21 protein-coding genes are annotated in these 21,049 nt (G+C 61.2%); 19 read left to right on the top strand and 2 right to left on the bottom strand.

All coding sequences use genetic code 11. From position 1 onward, the window contains the following. Positions 1-67 precede the first annotated feature (67 nt). From phnF to phnE (N1689_RS10105), 14 genes are all read left to right on the top strand, one after another. Entirely contained in the window at positions 68-781 is a 714-nt protein-coding gene (gene phnF, locus N1689_RS10170; RefSeq protein ID WP_260058971.1) for a phosphonate metabolism transcriptional regulator PhnF, read from the top strand. After that, complete coding sequence (gene phnG, locus N1689_RS10165; RefSeq protein WP_161736015.1) at positions 781-1,227, top strand: phosphonate C-P lyase system protein PhnG; 447 nt, start codon at positions 781-783, stop codon at positions 1,225-1,227. The genes phnF and phnG overlap by 1 nt, the downstream gene beginning before the upstream one ends. Next, the gene (gene phnH, locus N1689_RS10160; RefSeq protein ID WP_090959849.1) at positions 1,227-1,802 is read left to right on the top strand and encodes a phosphonate C-P lyase system protein PhnH; all 576 of its coding nucleotides are present in this window, start codon (positions 1,227-1,229) and stop codon (positions 1,800-1,802) included. Before phnG ends, phnH begins: the two co-directional genes overlap by 1 nt. Further along, positions 1,802-2,878 carry a carbon-phosphorus lyase complex subunit PhnI gene (locus tag N1689_RS10155; RefSeq protein WP_260058774.1) on the top strand — a complete coding sequence of 359 codons (1,077 nt, stop codon included), beginning with the start codon at positions 1,802-1,804 and terminating at the stop codon, positions 2,876-2,878. Before phnH ends, N1689_RS10155 begins: the two co-directional genes overlap by 1 nt. Further along, on the top strand, positions 2,871-3,719 hold the full coding sequence (locus N1689_RS10150) for an alpha-D-ribose 1-methylphosphonate 5-phosphate C-P-lyase PhnJ (RefSeq protein ID WP_110330551.1): 849 nt from the start codon (positions 2,871-2,873) through the stop codon (positions 3,717-3,719). Before N1689_RS10155 ends, N1689_RS10150 begins: the two co-directional genes overlap by 8 nt. Beyond that, positions 3,709-4,470: a phosphonate C-P lyase system protein PhnK gene (gene phnK / locus N1689_RS10145; RefSeq protein ID WP_161736012.1), complete on the top strand. Its 762-nt coding sequence runs from the start codon at positions 3,709-3,711 to the stop codon at positions 4,468-4,470. The genes N1689_RS10150 and phnK overlap by 11 nt, the downstream gene beginning before the upstream one ends. Beyond that, entirely contained in the window at positions 4,471-5,184 is a 714-nt protein-coding gene (gene phnL / locus N1689_RS10140; RefSeq protein ID WP_222925314.1) for a phosphonate C-P lyase system protein PhnL, read from the top strand. It abuts the gene before it with no gap. Continuing rightward, entirely contained in the window at positions 5,181-6,317 is a 1,137-nt protein-coding gene (gene phnM / locus N1689_RS10135) for an alpha-D-ribose 1-methylphosphonate 5-triphosphate diphosphatase (protein WP_161736010.1), read from the top strand. Before phnL ends, phnM begins: the two co-directional genes overlap by 4 nt. Continuing rightward, a complete protein-coding gene (gene phnN / locus N1689_RS10130) occupies positions 6,317-6,853 on the top strand; it encodes a ribose 1,5-bisphosphokinase (RefSeq protein WP_260058773.1) in 537 nt (178 codons plus the stop codon). Before phnM ends, phnN begins: the two co-directional genes overlap by 1 nt. Continuing rightward, positions 6,850-7,620: a phosphonate metabolism protein PhnP gene (gene phnP / locus N1689_RS10125; RefSeq protein ID WP_260058771.1), complete on the top strand. Its 771-nt coding sequence runs from the start codon at positions 6,850-6,852 to the stop codon at positions 7,618-7,620. Before phnN ends, phnP begins: the two co-directional genes overlap by 4 nt. Positions 7,621-7,698: 78 nt before the next feature. Continuing rightward, on the top strand, positions 7,699-8,529 hold the full coding sequence (gene phnC / locus N1689_RS10120; protein WP_161736007.1) for a phosphonate ABC transporter ATP-binding protein: 831 nt from the start codon (positions 7,699-7,701) through the stop codon (positions 8,527-8,529). 26 nt (positions 8,530-8,555) lie between these two features. Next, positions 8,556-9,482 carry a phosphonate ABC transporter substrate-binding protein gene (gene phnD / locus N1689_RS10115; protein WP_161736006.1) on the top strand — a complete coding sequence of 309 codons (927 nt, stop codon included), beginning with the start codon at positions 8,556-8,558 and terminating at the stop codon, positions 9,480-9,482. A gap of 92 nt (positions 9,483-9,574) precedes the next feature. Then, the gene (gene phnE, locus N1689_RS10110; RefSeq protein WP_260058769.1) at positions 9,575-10,435 is read left to right on the top strand and encodes a phosphonate ABC transporter, permease protein PhnE; all 861 of its coding nucleotides are present in this window, start codon (positions 9,575-9,577) and stop codon (positions 10,433-10,435) included. Beyond that, positions 10,432-11,316: a phosphonate ABC transporter, permease protein PhnE gene (gene phnE, locus N1689_RS10105; protein ID WP_161736004.1), complete on the top strand. Its 885-nt coding sequence runs from the start codon at positions 10,432-10,434 to the stop codon at positions 11,314-11,316. The genes phnE (N1689_RS10110) and phnE (N1689_RS10105) overlap by 4 nt, the downstream gene beginning before the upstream one ends. Here the strand turns inward: phnE (N1689_RS10105) and N1689_RS10100 are convergent. Then, positions 11,270-13,879, bottom strand: coding sequence for an ATP-binding protein (locus N1689_RS10100; protein ID WP_161736003.1), 2,610 nt, complete (start codon positions 13,877-13,879; stop codon positions 11,270-11,272). The two genes, phnE (N1689_RS10105) and N1689_RS10100, sit on opposite strands and share 47 nt — an antisense overlap. A gap of 147 nt (positions 13,880-14,026) precedes the next feature. Between N1689_RS10100 and N1689_RS10095 the strand changes: the two genes are divergently transcribed. The 4 genes from N1689_RS10095 (at position 14,027) to N1689_RS10080 (ending at position 18,288) form a co-directional block, all read left to right on the top strand. Beyond that, positions 14,027-15,541 carry a sugar ABC transporter ATP-binding protein gene (locus tag N1689_RS10095; protein WP_161736002.1) on the top strand — a complete coding sequence of 505 codons (1,515 nt, stop codon included), beginning with the start codon at positions 14,027-14,029 and terminating at the stop codon, positions 15,539-15,541. A 10-nt stretch (positions 15,542-15,551) separates the two neighbouring features. Further along, positions 15,552-16,532, top strand: coding sequence for an ABC transporter permease subunit (locus tag N1689_RS10090; RefSeq protein ID WP_161736001.1), 981 nt, complete (start codon positions 15,552-15,554; stop codon positions 16,530-16,532). 89 nt (positions 16,533-16,621) lie between these two features. Further along, positions 16,622-17,560 (top strand): ABC transporter substrate-binding protein, encoded by a 939-nt coding sequence (locus tag N1689_RS10085; protein ID WP_161736000.1) that lies wholly within the window; start codon positions 16,622-16,624, stop codon positions 17,558-17,560. Between the two features lie 44 nt (positions 17,561-17,604). Next, positions 17,605-18,288 carry a D-lyxose/D-mannose family sugar isomerase gene (locus N1689_RS10080; protein ID WP_161735999.1) on the top strand — a complete coding sequence of 228 codons (684 nt, stop codon included), beginning with the start codon at positions 17,605-17,607 and terminating at the stop codon, positions 18,286-18,288. Positions 18,289-18,303: 15 nt separating this feature from the next. Here the strand turns inward: N1689_RS10080 and N1689_RS10075 are convergent, their stop codons facing one another. Beyond that, entirely contained in the window at positions 18,304-19,047 is a 744-nt protein-coding gene (locus tag N1689_RS10075; protein ID WP_161735998.1) for a response regulator, read from the bottom strand. A 422-nt stretch (positions 19,048-19,469) separates the two neighbouring features. Here N1689_RS10075 and N1689_RS10070 point away from each other — a divergent pair, with 422 nt between their 5' ends. After that, a complete protein-coding gene (locus tag N1689_RS10070; protein WP_222925472.1) occupies positions 19,470-20,768 on the top strand; it encodes an NCS2 family permease in 1,299 nt (432 codons plus the stop codon). Positions 20,769-21,049: the final 281 nt, after the last annotated feature.

Here is a 21,049-nt window from a genome sequence, read left to right as displayed (position 1 = left end):
GCTAACCCCATCCCGCAGCGTCTTATCACTGCGTTCCCACTCTGTAACCCGTGAGGATTTCATCGTGATGGAGTTATCCAGACATCCGACCACTGTCTATCAGGCTGTTGCCGCACAACTGGAGCAGGCGCTGAAAGAGCGCTACCGCTGCGGCGACTATCTTCCTTCCGAACAACAGCTGGCCGATCACTATGAGGTGAACCGCCACACCCTGCGCCGCGCTGTCGATGAGCTGGTGCACAAAGGGCTGCTGCAGCGCCGTCATGGCGTCGGCATCCTGGTGCTGATGCGCCCGTATGACTATCCGCTGCATGCGCAGGCGCGCTTTAGCCAGAACCTGATGGAGCAGGGCAGTCACCCGACCAGCGAACGGCTGCTGGCGGTGCTGCGTCCGGCCAGCAACGACGTCGCCAGTGCGCTGGGCGTAAAAGAGGGCGACAACGTCATTCACCTGCGCACCCTGCGCCGCGCCAACGGCGTGCCGCTCTGCCTGATCAACCATTTCCTCGCCGACCTCAGCTGGTGGCCACAGCTGCAGCAATTTAACAGCGGGTCGCTGCACGATTTCTTAGTGGAGCACACCGGCAAACAGCTGGTGCGCACCCAGACGCGTATCAGCACCCGCCGGGCGCAGGCAAAGGAGTGTCGGCAGCTGGATATCGCGCTGCATGCGCCGCTGCTCTGCGTGCGGACCCTGAACAAAACCAGTGATGGCGCGGTGGCGGAATACTCCGTCAGCCTGACGCGCGGCGACATGATCGAACTGACTCTGGAGCACTAATGGAACAGCAAACGGATCGCCAGCGCTGGCTGTCGGTGCTGGCACACAGCAGCGCCACCCTGCTTGAAGCGCACTGGCAGGCGCTTAATCTCCAGCCCGAATTCACGCTGGTTCGTCCGGCAGAGATCGGGCTGACGCGGTTACAGGCGCGGATGGGGGCTACCGGAAAACGCTTCGTGATGGGTGATGCCACGGTAACGCGCGCAGTGGTGCAGCTGGGCGACGGCACCCTGGGCTACAGCTACCTGTTAGGGCGCGACAAAGCCCATGCCGAACGCTGCGCCCTGCTGGATGCGCTGTTGCAGCAGCCGGAAACCCGGCTTTTGCTGGAAGAGAAGATTATTACGCCGCTGGCAGCGTGGCGCGATGAGCAGCGACAGCTGCGCGCCCGTGAAATCGCCAGCAGCAAAGTGGATTTCTTTACGCTGGTTCGCGGAGATAACTGATGACTTTACTGGCAAGTTTTAACCATCCGGTCGCGGATGCACAGCGCGCGTTTCGCCGCATTCTGAAAGCGATGAGCGAACCGGGCGTGATGGTCTCGCTGCCGCTGCAACAGGGCTGGGGCGCACTGTCCCCGGCGGCCACGGCGCTGCTGCTGACGCTGGTCGACCAGGAAAGTCCGGTCTGGCTGGATGCGCAAATCGACAACGAACAGCTGCGCAACAATCTGCGCTTCCACACCGGCGCGCCCATCACCACGCAGCAGGACGCCCCTTTCGCGCTGAGCCATGCGGCGGCGCAGCCGGATCCGACGCAGTTCGCGGCGGGTGACAACATGTCGCCGGAAAAAAGCACCACGCTGATTATCGAGGTACCGTCGCTGAATGGCGGATTAACGCTGCGTCTCTCCGGTCCCGGCCTGCGGGAAACCCGCGCCATTGCGCCGCAGCTGCCGGAAAGCGTACTGGAATATCTGCGCACCCGTCCGCATCCGTTTCCACAGGGCGTGGATCTGATCTTCACCTGTGGCGAAGCGATCATGGCCGTGCCGCGCACCACCGTTGTGGAGGTGTGCTGATGTATGTCGCGGTGAAAGGGGGCGAAAAAGCCATCTCTAATGCCCACCAGCTGCAGGCCGATCTGCGACGCGGGGATCGGGCAGTAGCGGAACTCGGCTGTGACCAGGTGGCGCAGCAGCTGGGCCTGGCGGTGGACCGGGTGATGACCGAAGGCGGAATTTACGATCCGCAACTGGCGGCGCTGGCTATCAAGCAGGCCAGCGGCGATCTGGTCGAGGCGATCTTTCTGCTGCGCGCTTATCGAACCACATTGCCACGGCTGGCGGAGAGCACGCCGCTGGCGACCGGTGCGATGCGTATCGAACGCCGCATCTCGGCGGTCTACAAAGATCTGCCGGGCGGCCAGGTGCTGGGCCCAACCTATGACTACAGCCACCGGCTGCTCGACTTCACGCTGCTGGCTAACGGTGAAACGCCCGCTGCGCCGCGTGACGATTGCCCGGTGCCAGACCAGTGCCCCCATATGTTCAGCATGATGAGCGAGGAAGGGCTGGCTGCTGGCGAGGTGGATGACGGCAGCGAGCCGGTCGATATCACCCGCGAGCCAGTGAGTTTTTCCGCCTCACGCGCCGCGCGGCTGCAACAGCTGGTGCGCGGCGACGAAGGGTTTCTGCTGGCGCTGGGCTATTCGACCCAGCGCGGCTATGGCCGTACCCATCCGTTTGCCGGTGAGATCCGCACCGGCACTCTCAGCGTCAGCATCTGTCCCGAAGAGCTGGGTTTTGAGCTGGAGATCGGGGAACTGCTGCTGACGGAGTGTGAAATGGTCAACGGCGTCGCCCACAGCGATGATGCTGCGCCGCAGTTTACCCGGGGTTACGGGCTGGTGTTTGGCCGTGCCGAACGCAAAGCGATGGCGATGGCGCTGGTAGACCGCGCGCTGCAAAGCCGCGAGCAGAATGAGCGTGTGACCAGCCCGGCGCAGGATGAAGAGTTTGTGCTGTCGCACGCCGACAACGTCGAAGCGGCGGGCTTTGTCTCGCACCTCAAGCTGCCGCACTATGTCGATTTTCAGGCCGAGCTGGAATTGCTGAAACAGCTCCAGAACGATTATCAGGAACGCAACCATGGCTGAACTCACCGGCTATAACAACGGCTATCTCGACGAGCAGACCAAACGCACCATCCGTCGCGCCATCCTGAAAGCGGTGGCGATCCCCGGCTATCAGGTGCCATTCGCCGGACGCGAGATGCCGATGCCTTACGGCTGGGGCACTGGCGGCATCCAGATCACCGCCAGCGTGATTGGCGATCAGGATGTGCTCAAGGTGATCGATCAGGGCGCAGATGACACCACGAATGCGGTATCGATCCGCCAGTTCTTTAAGCGGGTCAGCGGCGCGGCCACTACCGAGCGCACCGCCGATGCCACGCTGATCCAGACCCGCCATCGCATCCCGGAAACGCCACTGGAGGAGGATCAGATCCTGATTTTTCAGGTGCCGATCCCGGAGCCACTGCGTTTTATTGAGCCGCGCGAAACCGAGACCCGCACTATGCACGCGCTGGAGGAGTACGGCATCATGCAGGTGAAGCTGTATGAAGATATCGCCCGCTACGGGCATATCGCCACCACCTACGCTTATCCGGTGCGGGTCAACGATCGCTACGTGATGGATCCGTCGCCCATTCCTAAATTCGATAACCCGAAGATGCACATGATGCCCGCGTTGCAGCTGTTTGGTGCCGGGCGTGAAAAGCGCATCTACGCTTTGCCGCCTTATACCCGCGTGGAGAGTCTCGACTTCGACGATCACCCGTTCACCGTGCAGCAGTGGGAAGAACCCTGCGCGCTGTGCGGCTCGCGCCACAGCTATCTCGATGAGGTGGTGATGGACGATCAGGGAACGCGGATGTTTGTCTGCTCCGACACCGACTTTTGCCATCAGCAGCAGGAACAGCAACATGCACAGTGAACAGCCGCTGCTTGCGGTGAACCAGCTCACCCATCTTTACGCGCCGGGCAAAGGGTTTGAGCAGGTCAGTTTTGATCTCTGGCCCGGTGAAGTGCTGGGGATTGTCGGCGAGTCCGGCTCCGGTAAAACCACGCTGTTGCAGAGCCTGTCGGCGCGTCTGACGCCGCAGCAGGGCAGCATTCTTTATCAGAACCGCAACCTTTATCAGATGAGTGAAAGCGATCGCCGTCGCCTGCTGCGCACCGAGTGGGGCGTAGTACATCAGCATCCGATGGACGGACTGCGTTCGCAGGTCAGTGCGGGCGGCAACATCGGCGAACGGCTGATGGCGACCGGGCAGCGCCACTATGGCGACATCCGCGCCGAGGCGAGCCGCTGGTTACAGGCGGTAGAGATTGATGCCGGTCGCATCGACGATCTGCCGACCACCTTTTCCGGCGGGATGCAGCAGCGTCTGCAGATTGCCCGCAACCTGGTGACGCAGCCGCAGCTGATGTTTATGGATGAGCCAACCGGCGGGCTGGATGTCTCGGTGCAGGCGCGACTGCTGGATCTGCTGCGAACGCTGGTGCGCGAGCTGAATCTGGCGGTGGTGATTGTCACTCACGATCTCGGCGTAGCGCGACTGCTGGCGCATCGCCTGCTGGTGATGAAACAGGGGCGGGTGGTGGAGAGCGGTCTGACCGACCGCGTGCTGGACGATCCTCATCATCCTTACACTCAACTGCTGGTCTCTTCGGTGCTCAATTAAATGACGACTCACACTCCGCGTCTGCGTGTAGAAAATCTGTGTAAAACCTTTGTGCTGCACAATCAGAACGGCGCGGCGCTGCCGGTGCTGCACAACGCCAGTCTGACGGCAGGCGAGGGCGAATGCGTGGTGCTGCACGGTCACTCTGGTAGCGGCAAATCCACGCTGCTGCGCGCGCTTTATGGCAACTATCAGCCCGACAGCGGCCACATCCGCGTGGCGCATCAGGGCGAATGGATCGATATGGCGCAGGCATCAGCGCGTCAGATTATCGCCCTGCGCCGTGACACGCTGGGCTGGGTCAGCCAGTTTCTGCGGGTGATCCCGCGCGTGCCGACACTGGAGATTGTGATGCAGCCGCTGCTGGAGCGCGGCGTGGATCGTGAATTCTGCGAAGCGCGGGCCGCCGAACTGCTGGCCCGGCTGAATGTGCCGCAGCGTCTCTGGTCGTTGGCCCCGTCCACCTTTTCCGGCGGTGAGCAGCAGCGCGTGAACATCGCTCGCGGCTTTATCGCCGACTATCCGGTGCTGCTGCTGGATGAACCCACCGCCTCGCTCGACAGCGTCAACAGCGCGGCGGTAGTGAGTTTGATTGAACAGGCGCGCGCCCGGGGTGCCGCCATCGTCGGTATTTTTCACGATCGGGCGGTGCGCGAGCGGGTAGCCGACCGGCTGCACCTGATGCACCCGACCGACACAGGAGTGCAGGCATGATCATCAATAACGTCAGACTGGTGCTGGAAAACGAAGTGGTGAACGGATCGCTGGAGTTTCGTGATGAGCGCATCAGCAGCTTCAGCGAAACCACCAGCCAGCAGCCGGGCGCGCTGGATGGCGAAGGGGCCTGGCTGCTGCCGGGGCTGGTGGAGCTGCACACCGATAACCTCGACAAGTTTTTCACCCCACGGCCAAAAGTGGACTGGCCTGCACATTCGGCGATGAGCAGCCACGATGCGCTGATGGTTTCCAGCGGCATCACCACCGTGCTGGACGCGATTGGCGTGGGCGATGTGCGCGACGGCGGGCACCGGCTGGATAACCTCAGCAAGATGATCGACGCCATCCGCGACAGCAACCGTAAAGGGCTGAACCGGGCCGAGCATCTGCTGCATCTGCGCTGTGAACTGCCGCATCCTACCACCGCGCCGCTGTTTGAAGCGCTGATGGGCACGCCGGAACTGGCGCTGGTGTCGCTGATGGACCATTCGCCGGGCCAGCGCCAGTATGCGTCGCTGACCAAATATCGCGAATATTATCAGGGCAAATATCAGCTCAACGACGCCGAGATGGATCAGTTCGAGCATGACCAGCTCACTCTGGCGGCAGCGTGGTCGCAGCCCAATCGTCAGGCGATTGCCGGACTGTGCCGTGAACATGGCATCGCCATTGCCAGCCACGATGACGCTACCGCGGCGCACGTGGAGGAGTCCCATGCGGCAGGCAGCCGCATCGCGGAATTTCCGACCACGCTGGAGGCGGCTCGCGCCTCACGCTATCGCAACATGCAGGTGCTGATGGGCGCGCCCAACATCGTACGCGGCGGCTCGCACTCCGGCAACGTTGCCGCCTGGGAACTGGCGTCACACGGCCTGCTGAATATTCTGTCATCCGATTACTACCCGGCCAGCCTGCTGGATGCGGCGTTCCGGCTGGCAGATGATGAGCGCAACAGCCTCGGCATGGCGCAGGCGATTGCACTGGTGACCTGTAACCCGGCCCGCGCGCTAGGGCTGGAGGATCGCGGTGTGATCGCCGAGGGCTGCCGCGCCGATCTGGTGCTGGCGCACACCGCACACGGCTATCCGCACGTGCGGCACGTCTGGAGCAAAGGCCGGCAGGTGTACTGATGGCGCGGCTGATCTGGCTCACCGGTCCCTCGGGTTCGGGTAAAGACAGCCTGCTGGATGCGCTGCGGGCGTCACCGCCGCCCCGGCTGCTGATCGCCCATCGCTACATTACCCGCGCCGCCGATGCGGGCGGTGAAAACCATGTGGCGCTGACTGAGGTGGAGTTTGAGCGTCGCGCCGCACTCGGCCTGTTTGCGGTGAGCTGGGAGGCGCACGGTTTCCGCTACGGCATCGGCTGTGAGACCGAGCAATGGCTGTTGCGCGGGCAGAATGTGGTGGTGAACGGGTCGCGGCTGCATCTGGCCCAGGCGCAGGCGCGGTTTGGTGCGCAGCTGCTGCCAGTCTGTCTGCAGGTGTCGCCCGCGGTACTGGCGGCGCGGCTGCGTCAGCGCGGACGGGAAGATGAGGCGGAGATCGCCCGGCGGCTGGCGCGCGCCGCTCAGCCGCAGCCCGATGGCTGCCTTATTCTCAACAACGACGGCGCGCTAGCGGATACCGTCTGCCAGCTGCGCCAGATACTGGAGGCGCATCAATGAAACTCACTTTTCTGGGTACCGGCGGGGTGACTGCGGCACCGCTGCCGGGCTGCGACTGTCGCGCCTGCCAGCGGGCGCAGCGCAATAGCGCCCATGCGCGTGCGGCCTGCAGTGCGCTGATTGAGTTTGGCCACGAGCGAATCCTGCTGGATGCCGGTCTGCCGCTGCTGGCGTCGCGCTTTCCGCCCGGCACGCTGACGCGCATTCTGCTGACCCATTACCACATGGATCATGTGCAGGGCCTGTTTGCGCTGCGCTGGGGAGTGGGCGCACCGATTCCGGTCTGGGGACCGCCCGATCCGCGAGGCTGTGACGATCTCTATAAACACCCTGGCCTGCTCGATTTCCGTCCCGCCTTAACGCCGTTTGTAGCGCACGCCTTCGGTGAATTGCAGGTCACGCCGCTGCCCCTGCAACACTCGAAGCTGACGCACGGCTATCTGTTCGACTGGCATGGCACCCGGCTCGCCTGGCTGTGCGACACCTGCGGACTGCCGTCCGATACCGCCGACTTCCTGCGTGGCCAGCCGCTGGATCAACTGGTGATTGACTGCAACGATCCGCCCCGTGCCGAACCGCGTAATCACAATGATGTGACCCGGGCACTGGCGATTGCGGCGCTGCTTCAGCCGCGTCAGACGTGGCTGACCCACCTCAGTCATGAGATGGATAACTGGTTAGCCGAAAACCCGTTGTCGGAGGGTGTGCAGCCTGCCCGTGACGGTCAGACATTGCTGTGCGGTGCGCACTGGCCTGTCACGGTTTGATCATCTTGCTGTCATCCCGCGTTCATCGCGCCACGCCTTAATAACCGGCAGACGCAATCAGCGATGACGGAGAACAGCATGGCACAGGCACTTCTGAAAACGGTGGTCGATAACGACGTACCACCGGCCAGCCACAGCGGACAAAAAGTGTTGTCGGTGCAGAAACTGAGCAAAGCCTACGGCGACACCCAGGTGCTGGATCAGGTTAGTTTCGACCTGCACGCCGGTGAACTGGTGGCGGTGATTGGCCGCTCGGGCGCGGGTAAATCGACCCTGCTGCATATGCTCAACGGCACGATTAACGCCACGTCCGGCGCGATTATAAGCCTGCATGAAGGCGAAGCCGATCGTAACGTGGTCACGCTCAACAGCCGCCAGCTGCGCGAATGGCGCAGCCAGTGCGGCATGATCTTTCAGGACTTCTGTCTGGTGCCGCGACTCGACGTGCTGACCAACGTGCTGCTGGGCCGTCTGAGCCAGACCGGCACGCTGAAGTCTTTCTTTAAAATCTTCTCTGACCAGGACCGGGCGCACGCCATCGAACTGCTGCAGTGGATGAACATGCTGCCGCAGGCGCTGCAGCGGGCGGAAAACCTCTCTGGCGGTCAGATGCAGCGCGTGGCGATCTGTCGCGCATTAATGCAGAACCCCAAAATCCTGCTGGCCGATGAGCCGGTGGCGTCACTCGACCCTAAAAATACCAAACGCATCATGGATGTACTGCGTCAGGTCAGCGAGCAGGGCATCAGCGTCATGGTCAACCTGCACTCGATTGAGCTGGTGAAAAGCTATTGCACCCGTGTGATTGGCATCCAGCGCGGCGTGGTGCTGTTTGACGGCCATCCTTCCCGACTCACCGACAGCCTGCTGCACCAGCTGTACGGTGATGAACTTAACCAAATCCATTAACGTCCACAGCAAGAGAATAATTCCGAATGAAACTGACTTCTTTAGCACTTCTGACCCCTGTCATGGCGTTTGGTGTCAGCGCAGCGGATGCGCCGAAACAGCTTAATCTGGGGATTCTGGGCGGGCAGAACGCCACCCAGCAGATTGGCGATAATCAGTGTGTGAAGACCTTCTTTGATAAAGAGCTGGGTGTGGATACCCAGATGCGCAACGCCTCTGACTATTCGGGCGTGATTCAGGGCCTGCTGGGCGGCAAGATCGATATGGTACTGAGTATGTCACCGGCTTCGTTTGCCTCGGTCTACATTCAGGACCCGAAAGCGGTAGACGTGGTCGGCATTGTGGTGGATGACAAAGATCAGTCACGTGGCTACCACTCTGTCGTCATCGTTAAAGCGGACAGCCCGTATAAAAAGCTGGAAGACCTGAAGGGCAAATCTTTCGGTATGGCCGATCCCGACTCGACGTCCGGTTTCCTGATGCCAAACCAGGCGTTTAAGAAGATGTTCGGCGGCTCGGTGGATGACAAATATAACAACACCTTCTCCAGCGTCACCTTCTCCGGCGGCCATGAGCAGGACATTCTGGGCGTGCTGAACAACCAGTTCGATGGCGCGGTCACCTGGACCTCGCTGGTCGGTGACTACAACAGCGGCTACACCTCTGGCGCATTTGGCCGTCTGATCCGTATGGACCATCCGGATCTGATGAAGCAGATCCGCATTATCTGGCAGTCACCGCTGATCCCCAACGGCCCGGTGCTGGTCAGCAACAAGCTGCCTGCCGACTTTAAAGCGAAAGTGGTGTCGGCGATTAAAAAGCTGGATAAGGAAGATCACGCCTGCTTCGTGAAAGCGGTAGGCGGTGAGCAGCATATCGGTGAGGCGACGGTCGCTGATTACAAAAATATCATCGATATGAAACGTGACCTGATGAAAGGCAGCCGCGGCTAAGGCCGGACTTCCTGACTTTTCCTGCCCAGGCGGGAAAGGCGGGACGCGGCAACCCCGCCTGCGTCCCGCTGCTTTAGCGCCGGAGAACCCCTTTGACCGACTTCGAACACTATTACCAACGCATCCGCCGTCAGCAGAAGCGTGACACGCTGTTTTGGTCACTGCTGCTGGTGGCGCTCTATCTGGCGGCGGGCAGGGTGGCAGAATTTAATCTGCTCACCGTCTGGCAGTCGCTGCCGCACTTCTTCGACTACCTGCACGAAATCCTGCCGGTGCTGCATCTGCCGCTGCTGTTTGCCGACGGCAAAACCAGTGGCTCGCTGGCTTACTGGGGCTACCGTCTGCCGATTCAGCTGCCGCTGATCTGGGAAACGCTGCAACTGGCGCTGGCCTCGACGCTGGTGGCGGTGGCACTGGCCGCAGTGCTGGCCTTTTTCGCCGCCGACAACACCCAGACGCCGGTCAGCGTGCGGATGACGATTCGCGCCTGTGTTGCCTTTCTGCGCACCATGCCAGAGCTGGCGTGGGCGGTGATGTTTGTCATGGCGTTTGGCATCGGCGCGATCCCTGGTTTTCTGGCGCTGGCGCTGCACACCGTGGGCAGCCTGACCAAGCTGTTTTACGAGGCGATTGAGTCGGCGTCGGATAAGCCGGTGCGCGGTCTGGCCGCCTGCGGTGCCAGCAAGCTGCAGCGGATGCGTTTCGCCTTCTGGCCACAGGTGAAACCGATCTTTCTCTCCTACAGCTTTATGCGGCTGGAGATTAACTTTCGCTCCTCCACCATTCTTGGGCTGGTCGGCGCAGGTGGCATCGGCCAGGAGCTGATGACCAATATCAAACTGGACCGCTACGATCAGGTCAGTATCACGCTGCTGCTGATCCTGATTGTGGTGTCGCTGCTGGATACGCTCTCCGGCCAGCTTCGTCGCCGTGTCACAGGAGACAGGACATGATAAGCACCGTTCCCGATATCGCGCTAATGAAGCAGCAGCATCGTGAACTCTTCGCCGCACAGCCGCGCTATCTGCGTCGCCTGGCGCTGATGACACTGGCAGTGCTGCTCTACTACCTCTTTTTCTTCTCGGTATTTGGTCTGGAGTGGTCGCGTTTGCTGATGGGCTGTCAGCAGCTGGGGCGCTATTTCCTGCGGATGTTTGTCTGGCACGATTTCGTGAACTGGCCGTTTGGCTACTATCTGTCGCAGGTCGGCATCACCTTAGGGATTGTCTTTGCCGGCACGCTGACTGCCTCGCTGCTGGCGCTGCCGCTATCGTTTCTGGCGGCACGCAATGTGATGCACGATCGCGCTGCGAAGCCGCTGGCGTTTCTGGTGCGGCGTCTGTTCGATGTGTTACGCGGCATCGATATGGCGATCTGGGGGCTGATATTCGTGCGAGCGGTGGGGATGGGGCCGCTGGCCGGGGTGCTGGCGATTATCCTGCAGGATGTCGGCCTGCTCGGTAAGCTGTACGCCGAAGGGCATGAAGCGGTGGAGCGCTCGCCCAGTCGCGGGCTGGGCGCGGTCGGGGCCAACAGTCTGCAGAAACACCGGTTCGGCATCTTCACCCAGTCATTTCCGCAGTTCCTGGCGCTCAGCCTTTACCAGATTGAGTCTAATACCCGTTCGGCGGCGGTGCTGGGCTTTGTCGGCGCGGGTGGCGTCGGCCTGGTCTATGCCGAGAACATGCGGCTGTGGAACTGGGATGTGGTGATGTTCCTGACGCTGATCCTGGTGGTAGTGGTCATGGTGATGGATGTGATCTCCAGCCGCCTGCGTAAGCGCTACATCAGTGGCAAGCCGGTGCCGTTGTGGCAGCCTGCTGCGCGCGATTAAGTCGCTCGCTGCGCTGCCAGGCGCGCTGCAGCGCCTGCACCAGCTGGGCCTGCTGCCAGGGTTTCGCCAGTCGTTCGCACAGCGGCAGCGTCACCGGCTGGTGGCGCAGATCCTGACCGCTGATAAGCAGCGTCGCCAGCTGCGGCCAGTTCTGCTGCGCCTGGCGGATCACCTCTGCACCATTGATCTCGCCGGGCAGCATCAGATCGCTGATCAGCAGGTCGATATCAGGCGTCTGGCGCAGCAGCGCCAGCGCCGCTTCACCATCACCACACTCCAGCGTCAGATACCCCAGCTGATGCAGATGCTCGCACAGCGTCTGGCGCACCGCCGGTTCATCATCCAGCACCAGTATCAGCCGGTTGTTCGCTGCCTCTGCCTCCGCGGGCTTTGGCGGTGGCGGGGCGATCGCGGCAGTGGCGGCGGCTTCCGAAGCGCGCGGCAACAGCAGCCGCACCGTGGTGCCCTGGCCCGGCGCGGTTTCCAGTTCGATCTGCCCGCCTGACTGTCGCACAAAGCCGTAAACCATCGACAGCCCCAGTCCGCTGCCGCTGCCGGTGGCTTTGGTGGTGAAGAAGGGCTCGAAAACCTGCTCGCGAACCTCGGCGGACATGCCACAACCGCGATCGATGACCTCTATTGTGACCCTGTCACTTTTCTCGCCTGCTTCCGGACGACGCTGATTCCAGATGCGCAGCCGGATTTCGCCGCTTTGCTGATACATCGCATCGCGCGCGTTTACCACCAGATTCATCAGCGCATTCTCCAGCTGGCTGGCATCAATCCAGGCCAGCCAGCCAGGACGCTGCGCATCAATAACCAGCTGCTGTCCCGGCAGCAGCGAGTGTTGCAACAGGCTCTGCAGGTTATCCACCAGCGTCACGACCGACACCGCGCGGGGATAGAGCGCCTGCTTGCGTGAAAACGCCAGCAGCCGCTGCGTCAGCTGGGCGGCGCGATCGGCGGCCTGCCGCGCCCGCTCTATCCGGGTCGCCAGCGGGCCGGGCATCAGCTGGCCTTCAGTCAGCGCCAGACTGCCGATAATCACCGCCAGCAGATTGTTGAAGTCGTGCGCCAGGCCGCCGGTCAGCTGACCGACCGCCTTCATCTTCTGGCTGTGCTGTAGCGCTTCCTCCAGCGTTTTGCGCGAGGTCCGATCCAGCACGGTATTGACCATGCCGCGCCGGGGGATTGGGCTGAAGCGCAGCTCCAGTGTCCGGCCATCGGCCAGCCGGATCTCCTGCGGTTCGCCGGGATCGTGCAGATCGACCGCCAGCGGAGCCAGCAGTTGCTGATAATGGACGCCACGATGCAGCTCACGCGGCGCGATACCCAGCAGCTCGGCATACTGGGCGTTCCACACCACCAGCTGACCGTGGTGATCGAACAGGGCAAAGCCGTCGCGCATCGCCAGAAACGTGGATTCCAGCTGATTGCTTTTCTCTTTCAGCAGTCGTGAGGTATGCGCCAGCGAGGCGGTATTGCGGGCAAAGACGTTAAAGGCGCGCGCCAGCTCGCCCAGCTCGTCGCGCCGCTGCAATCCCGGCACGCTGACGTTCTGCTCGCCCTGCGCCAGCCGCGTCATCGCCCCGGCAATCGCCGTCAGGCTCGACCCAAGATTGCGGTAGATATAGATCCCGGCGTACCCGGTGATCGCCAGCGCCAGCAGCACAAATAGCGCGATAAAGCCGATGATGGAGTCGAGTTCGTGATGGGTGGCCTGGGTGCGCGCCTCGCTCTGCAATGCGACCTGCTGCACCGACGCATTGATATCGTCGTTCAGCATCGCGACCAGCGCTTTAATCCGGTAGGTGGCGTAGGCGATCGCCAGGTCACTCTGCTCCAGCGCCTCCGCCAGCGGCAGCAGGCGCTGCTGAGTGACCAGCAGCCGCTGTACCTGCTGACCGGTGATCCCCGTCAGCGGCACCGTGCGCCACTGCGTCATGATCTGCTGAAGCTGCTCAATCACGGCGATGGGCGAGGGTGTACGGATGGCGATAGTGATCAGCCGTTCGGTCTGCTCGCGCAGTGCGGCATCCGGTCGCGTCCGCTGTTCCAGCTGCACCCGCTGGTCGATATGGCTGAGCAGAATCTGCGTCTGCCACAGATCGCTCAGCATGTTGTTGCGCTGCAGATGCCGCTGATGGCCGTTCAGCAGCAGGCTGTTAATCGTCTGTTCCAGCATCAGGCTGCGCGCGCGGATCCGGGCGATGCGCTCCGGCTGACGGGCCGCCAGCGGCGCGCTGGCCAGCAGGCTCAGCGACTGCTGCAACGCCTGCTGATTCTGCTGCAGCCGCTGTGATTCGCTCTGATACTCCAGCGCCCCGACCACCTGAGACAGCCGCACCGCTGCTGTCGCCACGTTGGCGGTGTCACGTGCCAGCGCCAGGCTGCCGTTCATATCCGCCAGCGTCTGCGCCTGCGCCTGCTCCTGAATCGCCCCGGCATGACGAAAGCCGATAATCGCCACCACGCTCACCATCAGCGTGACCGACACTACCAGCAGATTGAACAGCAACAGGCGGCCACGTGCCCCGGCCTGCCACGGATAACTGCGCTGCATCCCACAACCTCTTCATCACTGCAACAGTGGGCCGAGTATAGGAGCGTGATGTCGGGCATTTATGACAAATATGAATGGCGGCTGACATTTTCCGTTTATCTGGTGTTGCTTAACTGGCGGCTATCCACAGTCCGCAGGAGCAGGGCGATGACAGCCACACCGATACTGGAAATGCGGGGCATTACCCGGCGCTTCGGCAATTTTCATGCCCTGAAGGGCGTTGACCTCACGGTGTATCCTGGTGAGGTTCATGCGCTGATGGGAGAGAACGGCGCGGGTAAAAGCACACTGATGAAGATTCTGGCCGGTGCCTATACCGCCAGCAGCGGGGAAATTCTCATTGAAGGCAGGCCCTATACGATTAAGGGGCCGAAAGAGGCGCTGGCCGCCGGGATCACCCTGATTTATCAGGAGATCAACCTGGCACCCAATCTGACGGTGGCGGAGAACATTTTTCTCGGCAGCGAAATCGCACCCGGCGGGCTGGTGAAGCGGCGGCAGATGGCCGAAGAGGCGCAGCGGGTGATTGACCGGCTCGGCGCGCAGTTCAGCGCCTGGGATCTGGTGAGTCGATTGAGCATCGCCGAGCAGCAGCAGGTGGAGATCGCCCGCGCGCTGCAACGCAACAGCCGCATCCTGGTGATGGATGAGCCGACCGCCGCGCTCTCTAATCGCGAAACCGAACAGCTTTTTGCGCTGATTAAACGGCTGCGCAGCGAAGGCATGGCCATTATCTATATCAGCCACCGCATGGCGGAGGTCTATGAGCTGTCCGATCGCGTCAGCGTGCTGCGTGACGGGGAGTATGTGGGCAGCCTGACCCGTGACCAGCTCAATGCCAGTGAACTGGTGCGGATGATGGTCGGGCGGCCGCTCAGCGACCTGTTTAACAAAGACCGGGCTATCCCGTTGGGCGACATCCGGCTGGCAGTGAATCACCTCGCCGACGGCGGCAAAGTGCATCCCAGCAGTCTGGCGGTGCGGGCCGGGGAAATAGTCGGCCTGGCCGGTCTGGTGGGCGCAGGCCGCAGTGAACTGGCACAGCTGATCTTTGGCGTACACAAGCCGAAACAGGGTGAGATCTGGATCGACGGCGAGAAGGTCACTATTCATTCGCCGCGTGATGCGATTGCGCGCGGTATCGGTTTTCTCACTGAGAACCGCAAAGAGCAGGGGCTGTTTCTGGAGATGGCGGCGCAGGAGAACATCGTCATGGCGACGCTGGAGCGCGATTCGAGTTACGGCATGCTCAACCGCCGTAAAGGACAGACCATCGCGACGGAGGCGATCGCCTCACTCAATATTCGTGTACCACACGCTCAGGTCCGTGCAGGCGGCCTGTCGGGCGGCAACCAGCAGAAGCTGCTGATCTCACGCTGGGTGGCGATTGGCCCGCGCATTCTGATCCTGGATGAGCCGACGCGCGGCGTCGATGTCGGCGCGAAAAGCGAGATCTACCGCATGATGCAGGCGATGGCGCGGCAGGGTGTGGCGATTTTAATGATCTCCAGCGAACTGCCGGAAGTGGTCGGGATGAGCGACCGCGTTTACGTGATGCACGAAGGCACCATCGTCGGTGAGCTTGAGGGCAGCCACATCAGTCAGGAAAACATTATGACGCTGGCAACCGGTGCGCACAGCACGTCAGCAGGCGAAATCTGAGGAGACCATCATGTCACAACTGGCCCGCACCAAAGCGCCGACGCTGAAACGCGCCCTGATGGGCGATCTGCTGCAAACGGTGGGTATCCTGCCGATTCTTATCCTGATCGTGGCGGTATTTGGGTTCGTTACGCCCAACTTCTTTACCGAAGCGAACCTGCTCAACATTACCCGTCAGGCGTCGATCAACATCGTGCTGGCGGCGGGCATGACCTTTGTCATTCTGACCGGCGGCATCGACCTGTCGGTGGGATCGATGCTGGGCACTACGGCGGTGGTCGCGCTGGTGGCGTCGCTGGATCCGATGCTCGCCTCCCTGACTATTCCGATGGCGCTGGGCGCGGGCCTGGTGATGGGGCTGTTCAACGGTATCCTCGTCGCCTGGGCCGGGTTGCCGCCCTTTATTGTCACGCTCGGCACCTACACTGCGCTGCGCGGGGCGGCCTATCTGCTGGCGAACGGCACCACGGTGATTAACTCCGATATTAACTTTGAGTGGATTGGTAACGGCTATCTCGGGCCGGTGCCGTGGCTGATTGTGATTGCCTTTGCGGTAATCGCCATCTGCTGGTTCATCCTGCGTCGCACCACGCTGGGCGTCCATATCTACGCGGTCGGCGGCAACATCCAGGCGGCGCGTCTTACCGGCATCAAGGTTGGCGTGGTGCTGCTGTTTGTCTACGGCATGAGCGGCCTGCTGTCGGGGCTGGGCGGCTTAATGAGCGCCTCGCGGCTCTACAGCGCCAACGGCAACCTCGGCGTCGGCTACGAGCTGGATGCGATTGCGGCGGTGATCCTCGGCGGCACCAGCTTTGTCGGCGGCATTGGTACCATCACCGGCACCCTGATTGGCGCACTGATTATTGCCACGCTGAATAACGGCATGACGCTGATGGGCGTCTCCTATTTCTGGCAACTGGTGATCAAGGGGGCGGTGATCATCATCGCGGTCCTGATCGACAAATACCGTACCCGACATCATGTGAGTTGAGGCTGAAAAGGGCGGATGCGCCGTGTCGCCTCCGCCACCCAAAAAACGCCATTAAGTGGTTGGCACCTAAAAACAGCAGGAGAAGGTCTATGCGTTTTAATCCGATTGTAACCGGGCTGCTGGCGGCGACGCTGCTCAGCACCGGCCTGGCTCAGGCAAAAGAACTCAAATCTATTGGCGTCACGGTCGGCGATCTCGCTAACCCCTTCTTCGTGCAGATCACCAAAGGCGCAGAGATGAAGGCGCGTCAGCTGGCGGGCGATAAGGTCAACGTGACGCTGGTCTCCAGCGGTTACGATCTCGGTCAGCAGGTCGGCCAGATTGATAACTTTATCGCGGCCAAAGTCGACATGATTATCCTCAATGCCGCCGACTCCAAAGGGATCGCCCCGGCGGTGAAGCGGGCGCGTGACGCCGGTATTGTGGTGGTGGCGGTCGACGTGGCAGCCGATGGCGCGAATGCGACCATCACCTCCGATAACACCGAGGCGGGCGCGATGGCCTGTAAATATATTTCTGACCGCCTGAAGAACAAAGGCAACGTGGTGATCATCAACGGACCGCCGGTTTCAGCTGTACAGAACCGCGTTGAAGGCTGCATGAATGAGCTGAAAACCCATCCGGATATCAAGCTGCTCTCCTACAACCAGAACGCCAAAGGCAGTCGTGAAGGCGGACTGGAAGTCATGACCGGCCTGCTCTCGGCTAACCCGAAAATCGATGCGGTCTTTGCTATCAACGACCCGACCGCGATTGGTGCCGATTTAGCCGCGAAACAGGCGCAGCGCAGTGAGTTCTTTATCGTTGGCGTCGATGGCTCGCCAGACGGTGAAGAGGCGCTGAAGCGCAAGAATTCACTGTTCGTTGCGACGCCTGCGCAGGACCCGCAGGTCATGGCGGCCAAAGCGGTTGAGATTGGCTATGACATCCTGCAGGGCAAACCGGCCCCGGATAAGCCCGTGCTGATCCCGGTGAAACTGATCGACCGCAATAATATCGGCAGCTATCAGGGCTGGACGGTGAAATAGGCTTTAATGTGGCACCCTTCGGGTGCCGCTCTCAGGAGGCCACTATGCAACGTTCAGAGGTTAACTCTTATCTGCAACATACCCGCGAGTTTTTCCGGCAGCAGGATGTGCATCTGCCGCCGTGGGCCGATTACAGCGTCAGCCAGTGGCGCGCTCAGGATCGCGACGTGATACAGGAGATTCTGGCGCTGCGGCTGGGCTGGGACCTCACCAGTTTTGGCGCGGCAGATTTTATGCAGACCGGCCTGACGCTGTTTACCCTTCGTAACGGCTCGCCGGGCGGGCAGCCGTGGCATAAACCCTACGCCGAGAAGATAATGCACGTGCGTGAAGGGCAACTGACGCCGATGCACTATCATCCGCGCAAGATGGAAGACATCATCAATCGCGGCGGCGGCAACCTGATTGTCGAACTGCATAACCGCGACGGTGACGGGCTGGCTGACTCGCCGGTGGCAGTGTCGCTGGATGGCCTGCGCCAGATTCATGCTGCCGGTTCACAACTGCGGCTCTCTCCGGGTGAAAGCGTAACGCTGGAGGCGGGCGTCTGGCACAGTTTCTGGGGCGAAAGCGGCTTCGGCGATGTGCTGGTGGGTGAGGTATCAATGCCCAACGATGATGAAAACGACAACGTGTTTCTGACGCCGCTGGCCCGTTTTAATCCACTGAATGAGGATGAAGCGCCGCGCTGGCTGCTGTGCAACGATTATTCGGACTGGCTATCCTGAGCGCGGCAGGCGTAATCAGGCAATCTGACTGGCACGCGTTGTCGAATCGGGTTTCACCACATCGGCCGAAAAGACGTAACCCAGCCCGCGGATGGTGCGGATCAGGTCAGGCTGATGCGGGTTAGTTTCAATTTTACGGCGCAGCCGCATGATGAGCACGTCGATGGTGCGGTCAAACACATCGAGACTTTCGCTGTGGGTCAGCTCCAGCAGCTGATCGCGGGTCAGCACCTTGCGGGCGTGACACACCAGCGCACGCAGCAGACTGTATTCTCCCTGGGTCAGCGGCACAAGTTCGCGCTGCGGATTAAACAGCTGGCAGCGGCCATCGTCCAGTTGCCAGCCGCTAAAACGCCAGCCCGCCTGTTCAGGATCGGCCTGTGCGATACGCCCGCTGCGACGCAGGGCCGCCCGGGCGCGCGCCACTACCACGCGGGGATTAAAGGGTTTGGCGATGTAGTCGTCTGCGCCCATCTCCAGACCGACTACCATCTCCGCTTCTGAACCCATGCCGGTCAGCATAATCACCAGCACTTCCGGTCGTTGCCGCTGAAGCTGCTGCAGCACCAGTAAACCGTTGGTATCGGGCAGCATCATATCCAGCATCACCAGCGAAATCTCCGGGTGCGCGTTGAGCATCGATAGCGCCTCGCGTCCCTGATGACAGCGGTAGACTGTTAACAGATGTTCACTTAACGCATCCTGCAGGACATCGCAGACAGCAGGATCATCATCCACCACCAAAATCGCTGGCTTCATGGCGCGGCCTCAATGTTACGAAAGAGTTAATTCTGGAGTCTACACAGGCCAGAAAAGGTTGCTGAGGCAGCGTGCTGAAACGTGACCCGCTTCGCCTGTGAGAGTATGGAAGCGTGCGCTGGCGCAGAGTTTTCAGGGGTTGCTGATTTGCCGCAGGAAAACGATTGCGCAGGATCGGTGCATTGCACCATAATCGCGCCTCGTTTTGGTTCGGACTCTTCTTAGGCAAGTCCGGCTCTGCCAGGTAATCGATTGCGTCGGCAGATGGCATGGCAATTGCTTTGGGCAGTGGGTAAGGCAGGGATTTCAGGCGGTTCTGGCACGCAGGTATGCAGCGGCCGGCATCCATGTCCCGGAAACAGAATAATCAGCATACAAACCCCTTTGGCAAGAGAGACGGCTGTCTCCTGTATCGAGAGATGATGATGTTAGAAAAACTATTCAAACTCAAAGCGCATAACACCACGGTTCGTACCGAGATTATCGCCGGGATCACCACCTTCCTGGCGATGGCCTATATTCTGTTTGTGAACCCGAGCATTCTGGGCGCAACCGGCATGGATAAAGGCGCGGTATTTGTCGCCACCTGTCTGGCGGCGGCGATTGGCTGCGTGCTGATGGGGCTGATCGCCAACTACCCGATCGCGCTGGCACCAGGCATGGGACTGAACGCCTTCTTTACCTACACCGTGGTGTTGCACATGGGTTACACGTGGCAGGTTGCGCTGGGCGCGGTGTTTCTCTCGGCAGTGATTTTCTTCGCAATGTCCCTGTTTAAAATCCGTGAGTGGATTATTGCCAGTATCCCGCTGCCGCTGCGCGCCGGGATTGGCGCCGGTATCGGGCTGTTCCTGGCGATCATTGCGCTGGAAGGGGCGGGCATCGTGGTCGATAATCCGGCCACGCTGGTGGGCATTGGCGATCTGACCAAACCGGGTCCGCTGCTGGCGATGCTTGGCTTTGTGGTGATCGTGGTACTGGAAGCGCGTCGCGTCACCGGCGCGGTGCTGATCGGTATTCTGCTGGTGACCTTTATCTCGATGGGCATGGGTTTGTCGCCCTTTGCCGGGGTCTTTTCTGCGCCGCCATCGATTGCACCAACCTTTATGCAGCTGGATATTGCCGGGGCATTTAACGTCGGCCTGATTAGCGTGATTTTCGCCTTCCTGTTTGTCGATGTGTTTGATAACACCGGCACGCTGCTGGGCGTGACGAAACGTGCTGGTCTGGCGGATGAGCAGGGCAACGTGCCGAAGATGGGCCGTGCGCTGATTGCTGACAGTGCGGCTGCACTGTTTGGTTCACTGCTCGGGACCTCGACCACCACCAGTTATGTGGAATCGGCGGCAGGCGTGAGTGCCGGTGGCCGTACCGGACTGACCGCGATCGTGGTGGGTATCCTGTTCCTGCTGGCACTGTTCTTCTCACCGCTGGCTTCCAGCGTGCCGGTTTACGCTACTGCGCCTGCACTGCTGTTTGTGGCGGTGCTGATGGCATCGGGTCTGGCAGATATTGACTGGAAAGATATCACCACGGCTGCCCCGGTTACCGTGACCGCGCTGACCATGCCGCTGACCTATTCCATCGCCAATGGCATCGCGTTTGGTTTTATTACCTGGACGCTGGTGAAGCTGTTGAGTGGTCGCGCGAAAGAGGTGAATGCGGCGCTGGTGATTCTGTCGATTTTGTTTGTGATTAAACTTGGGTGGTTAAGTGCCTGATGGGTGCCTGGCGGCGGGGTGAGTTTCGCCTCGCGGCAGGCAGGGATCGCTTTGCAGCGGGCTGGCACTGAGAAGGTTACGCCCGCCAGGCTATGGGGAGTTTCAGGTTGCCTGTGCAGGCGAACGCGTCAAGGGGCGGACGCCCGCCCCTTAACAATCCCGGCGTCCGGCAGCCTGCGCGCCCCGCTGTGCGGGGTGCCTTCATCACGCCCTGCGGCCAGCGGACCGTCCGGACGCGCCATCCCTGGCGCGAACCGTCCTTTCGCCGACGTCCTGTCGGC

This window comes from Pantoea sp. XY16, assembly GCF_025153065.1.
GTDB lineage: Bacteria > Pseudomonadota > Gammaproteobacteria > Enterobacterales > Enterobacteriaceae > Pantoea > Pantoea alfalfae.
Note: the sequence above shows the minus strand (reverse complement) of the source record. Positions and strands in the feature narration are given on the sequence as shown.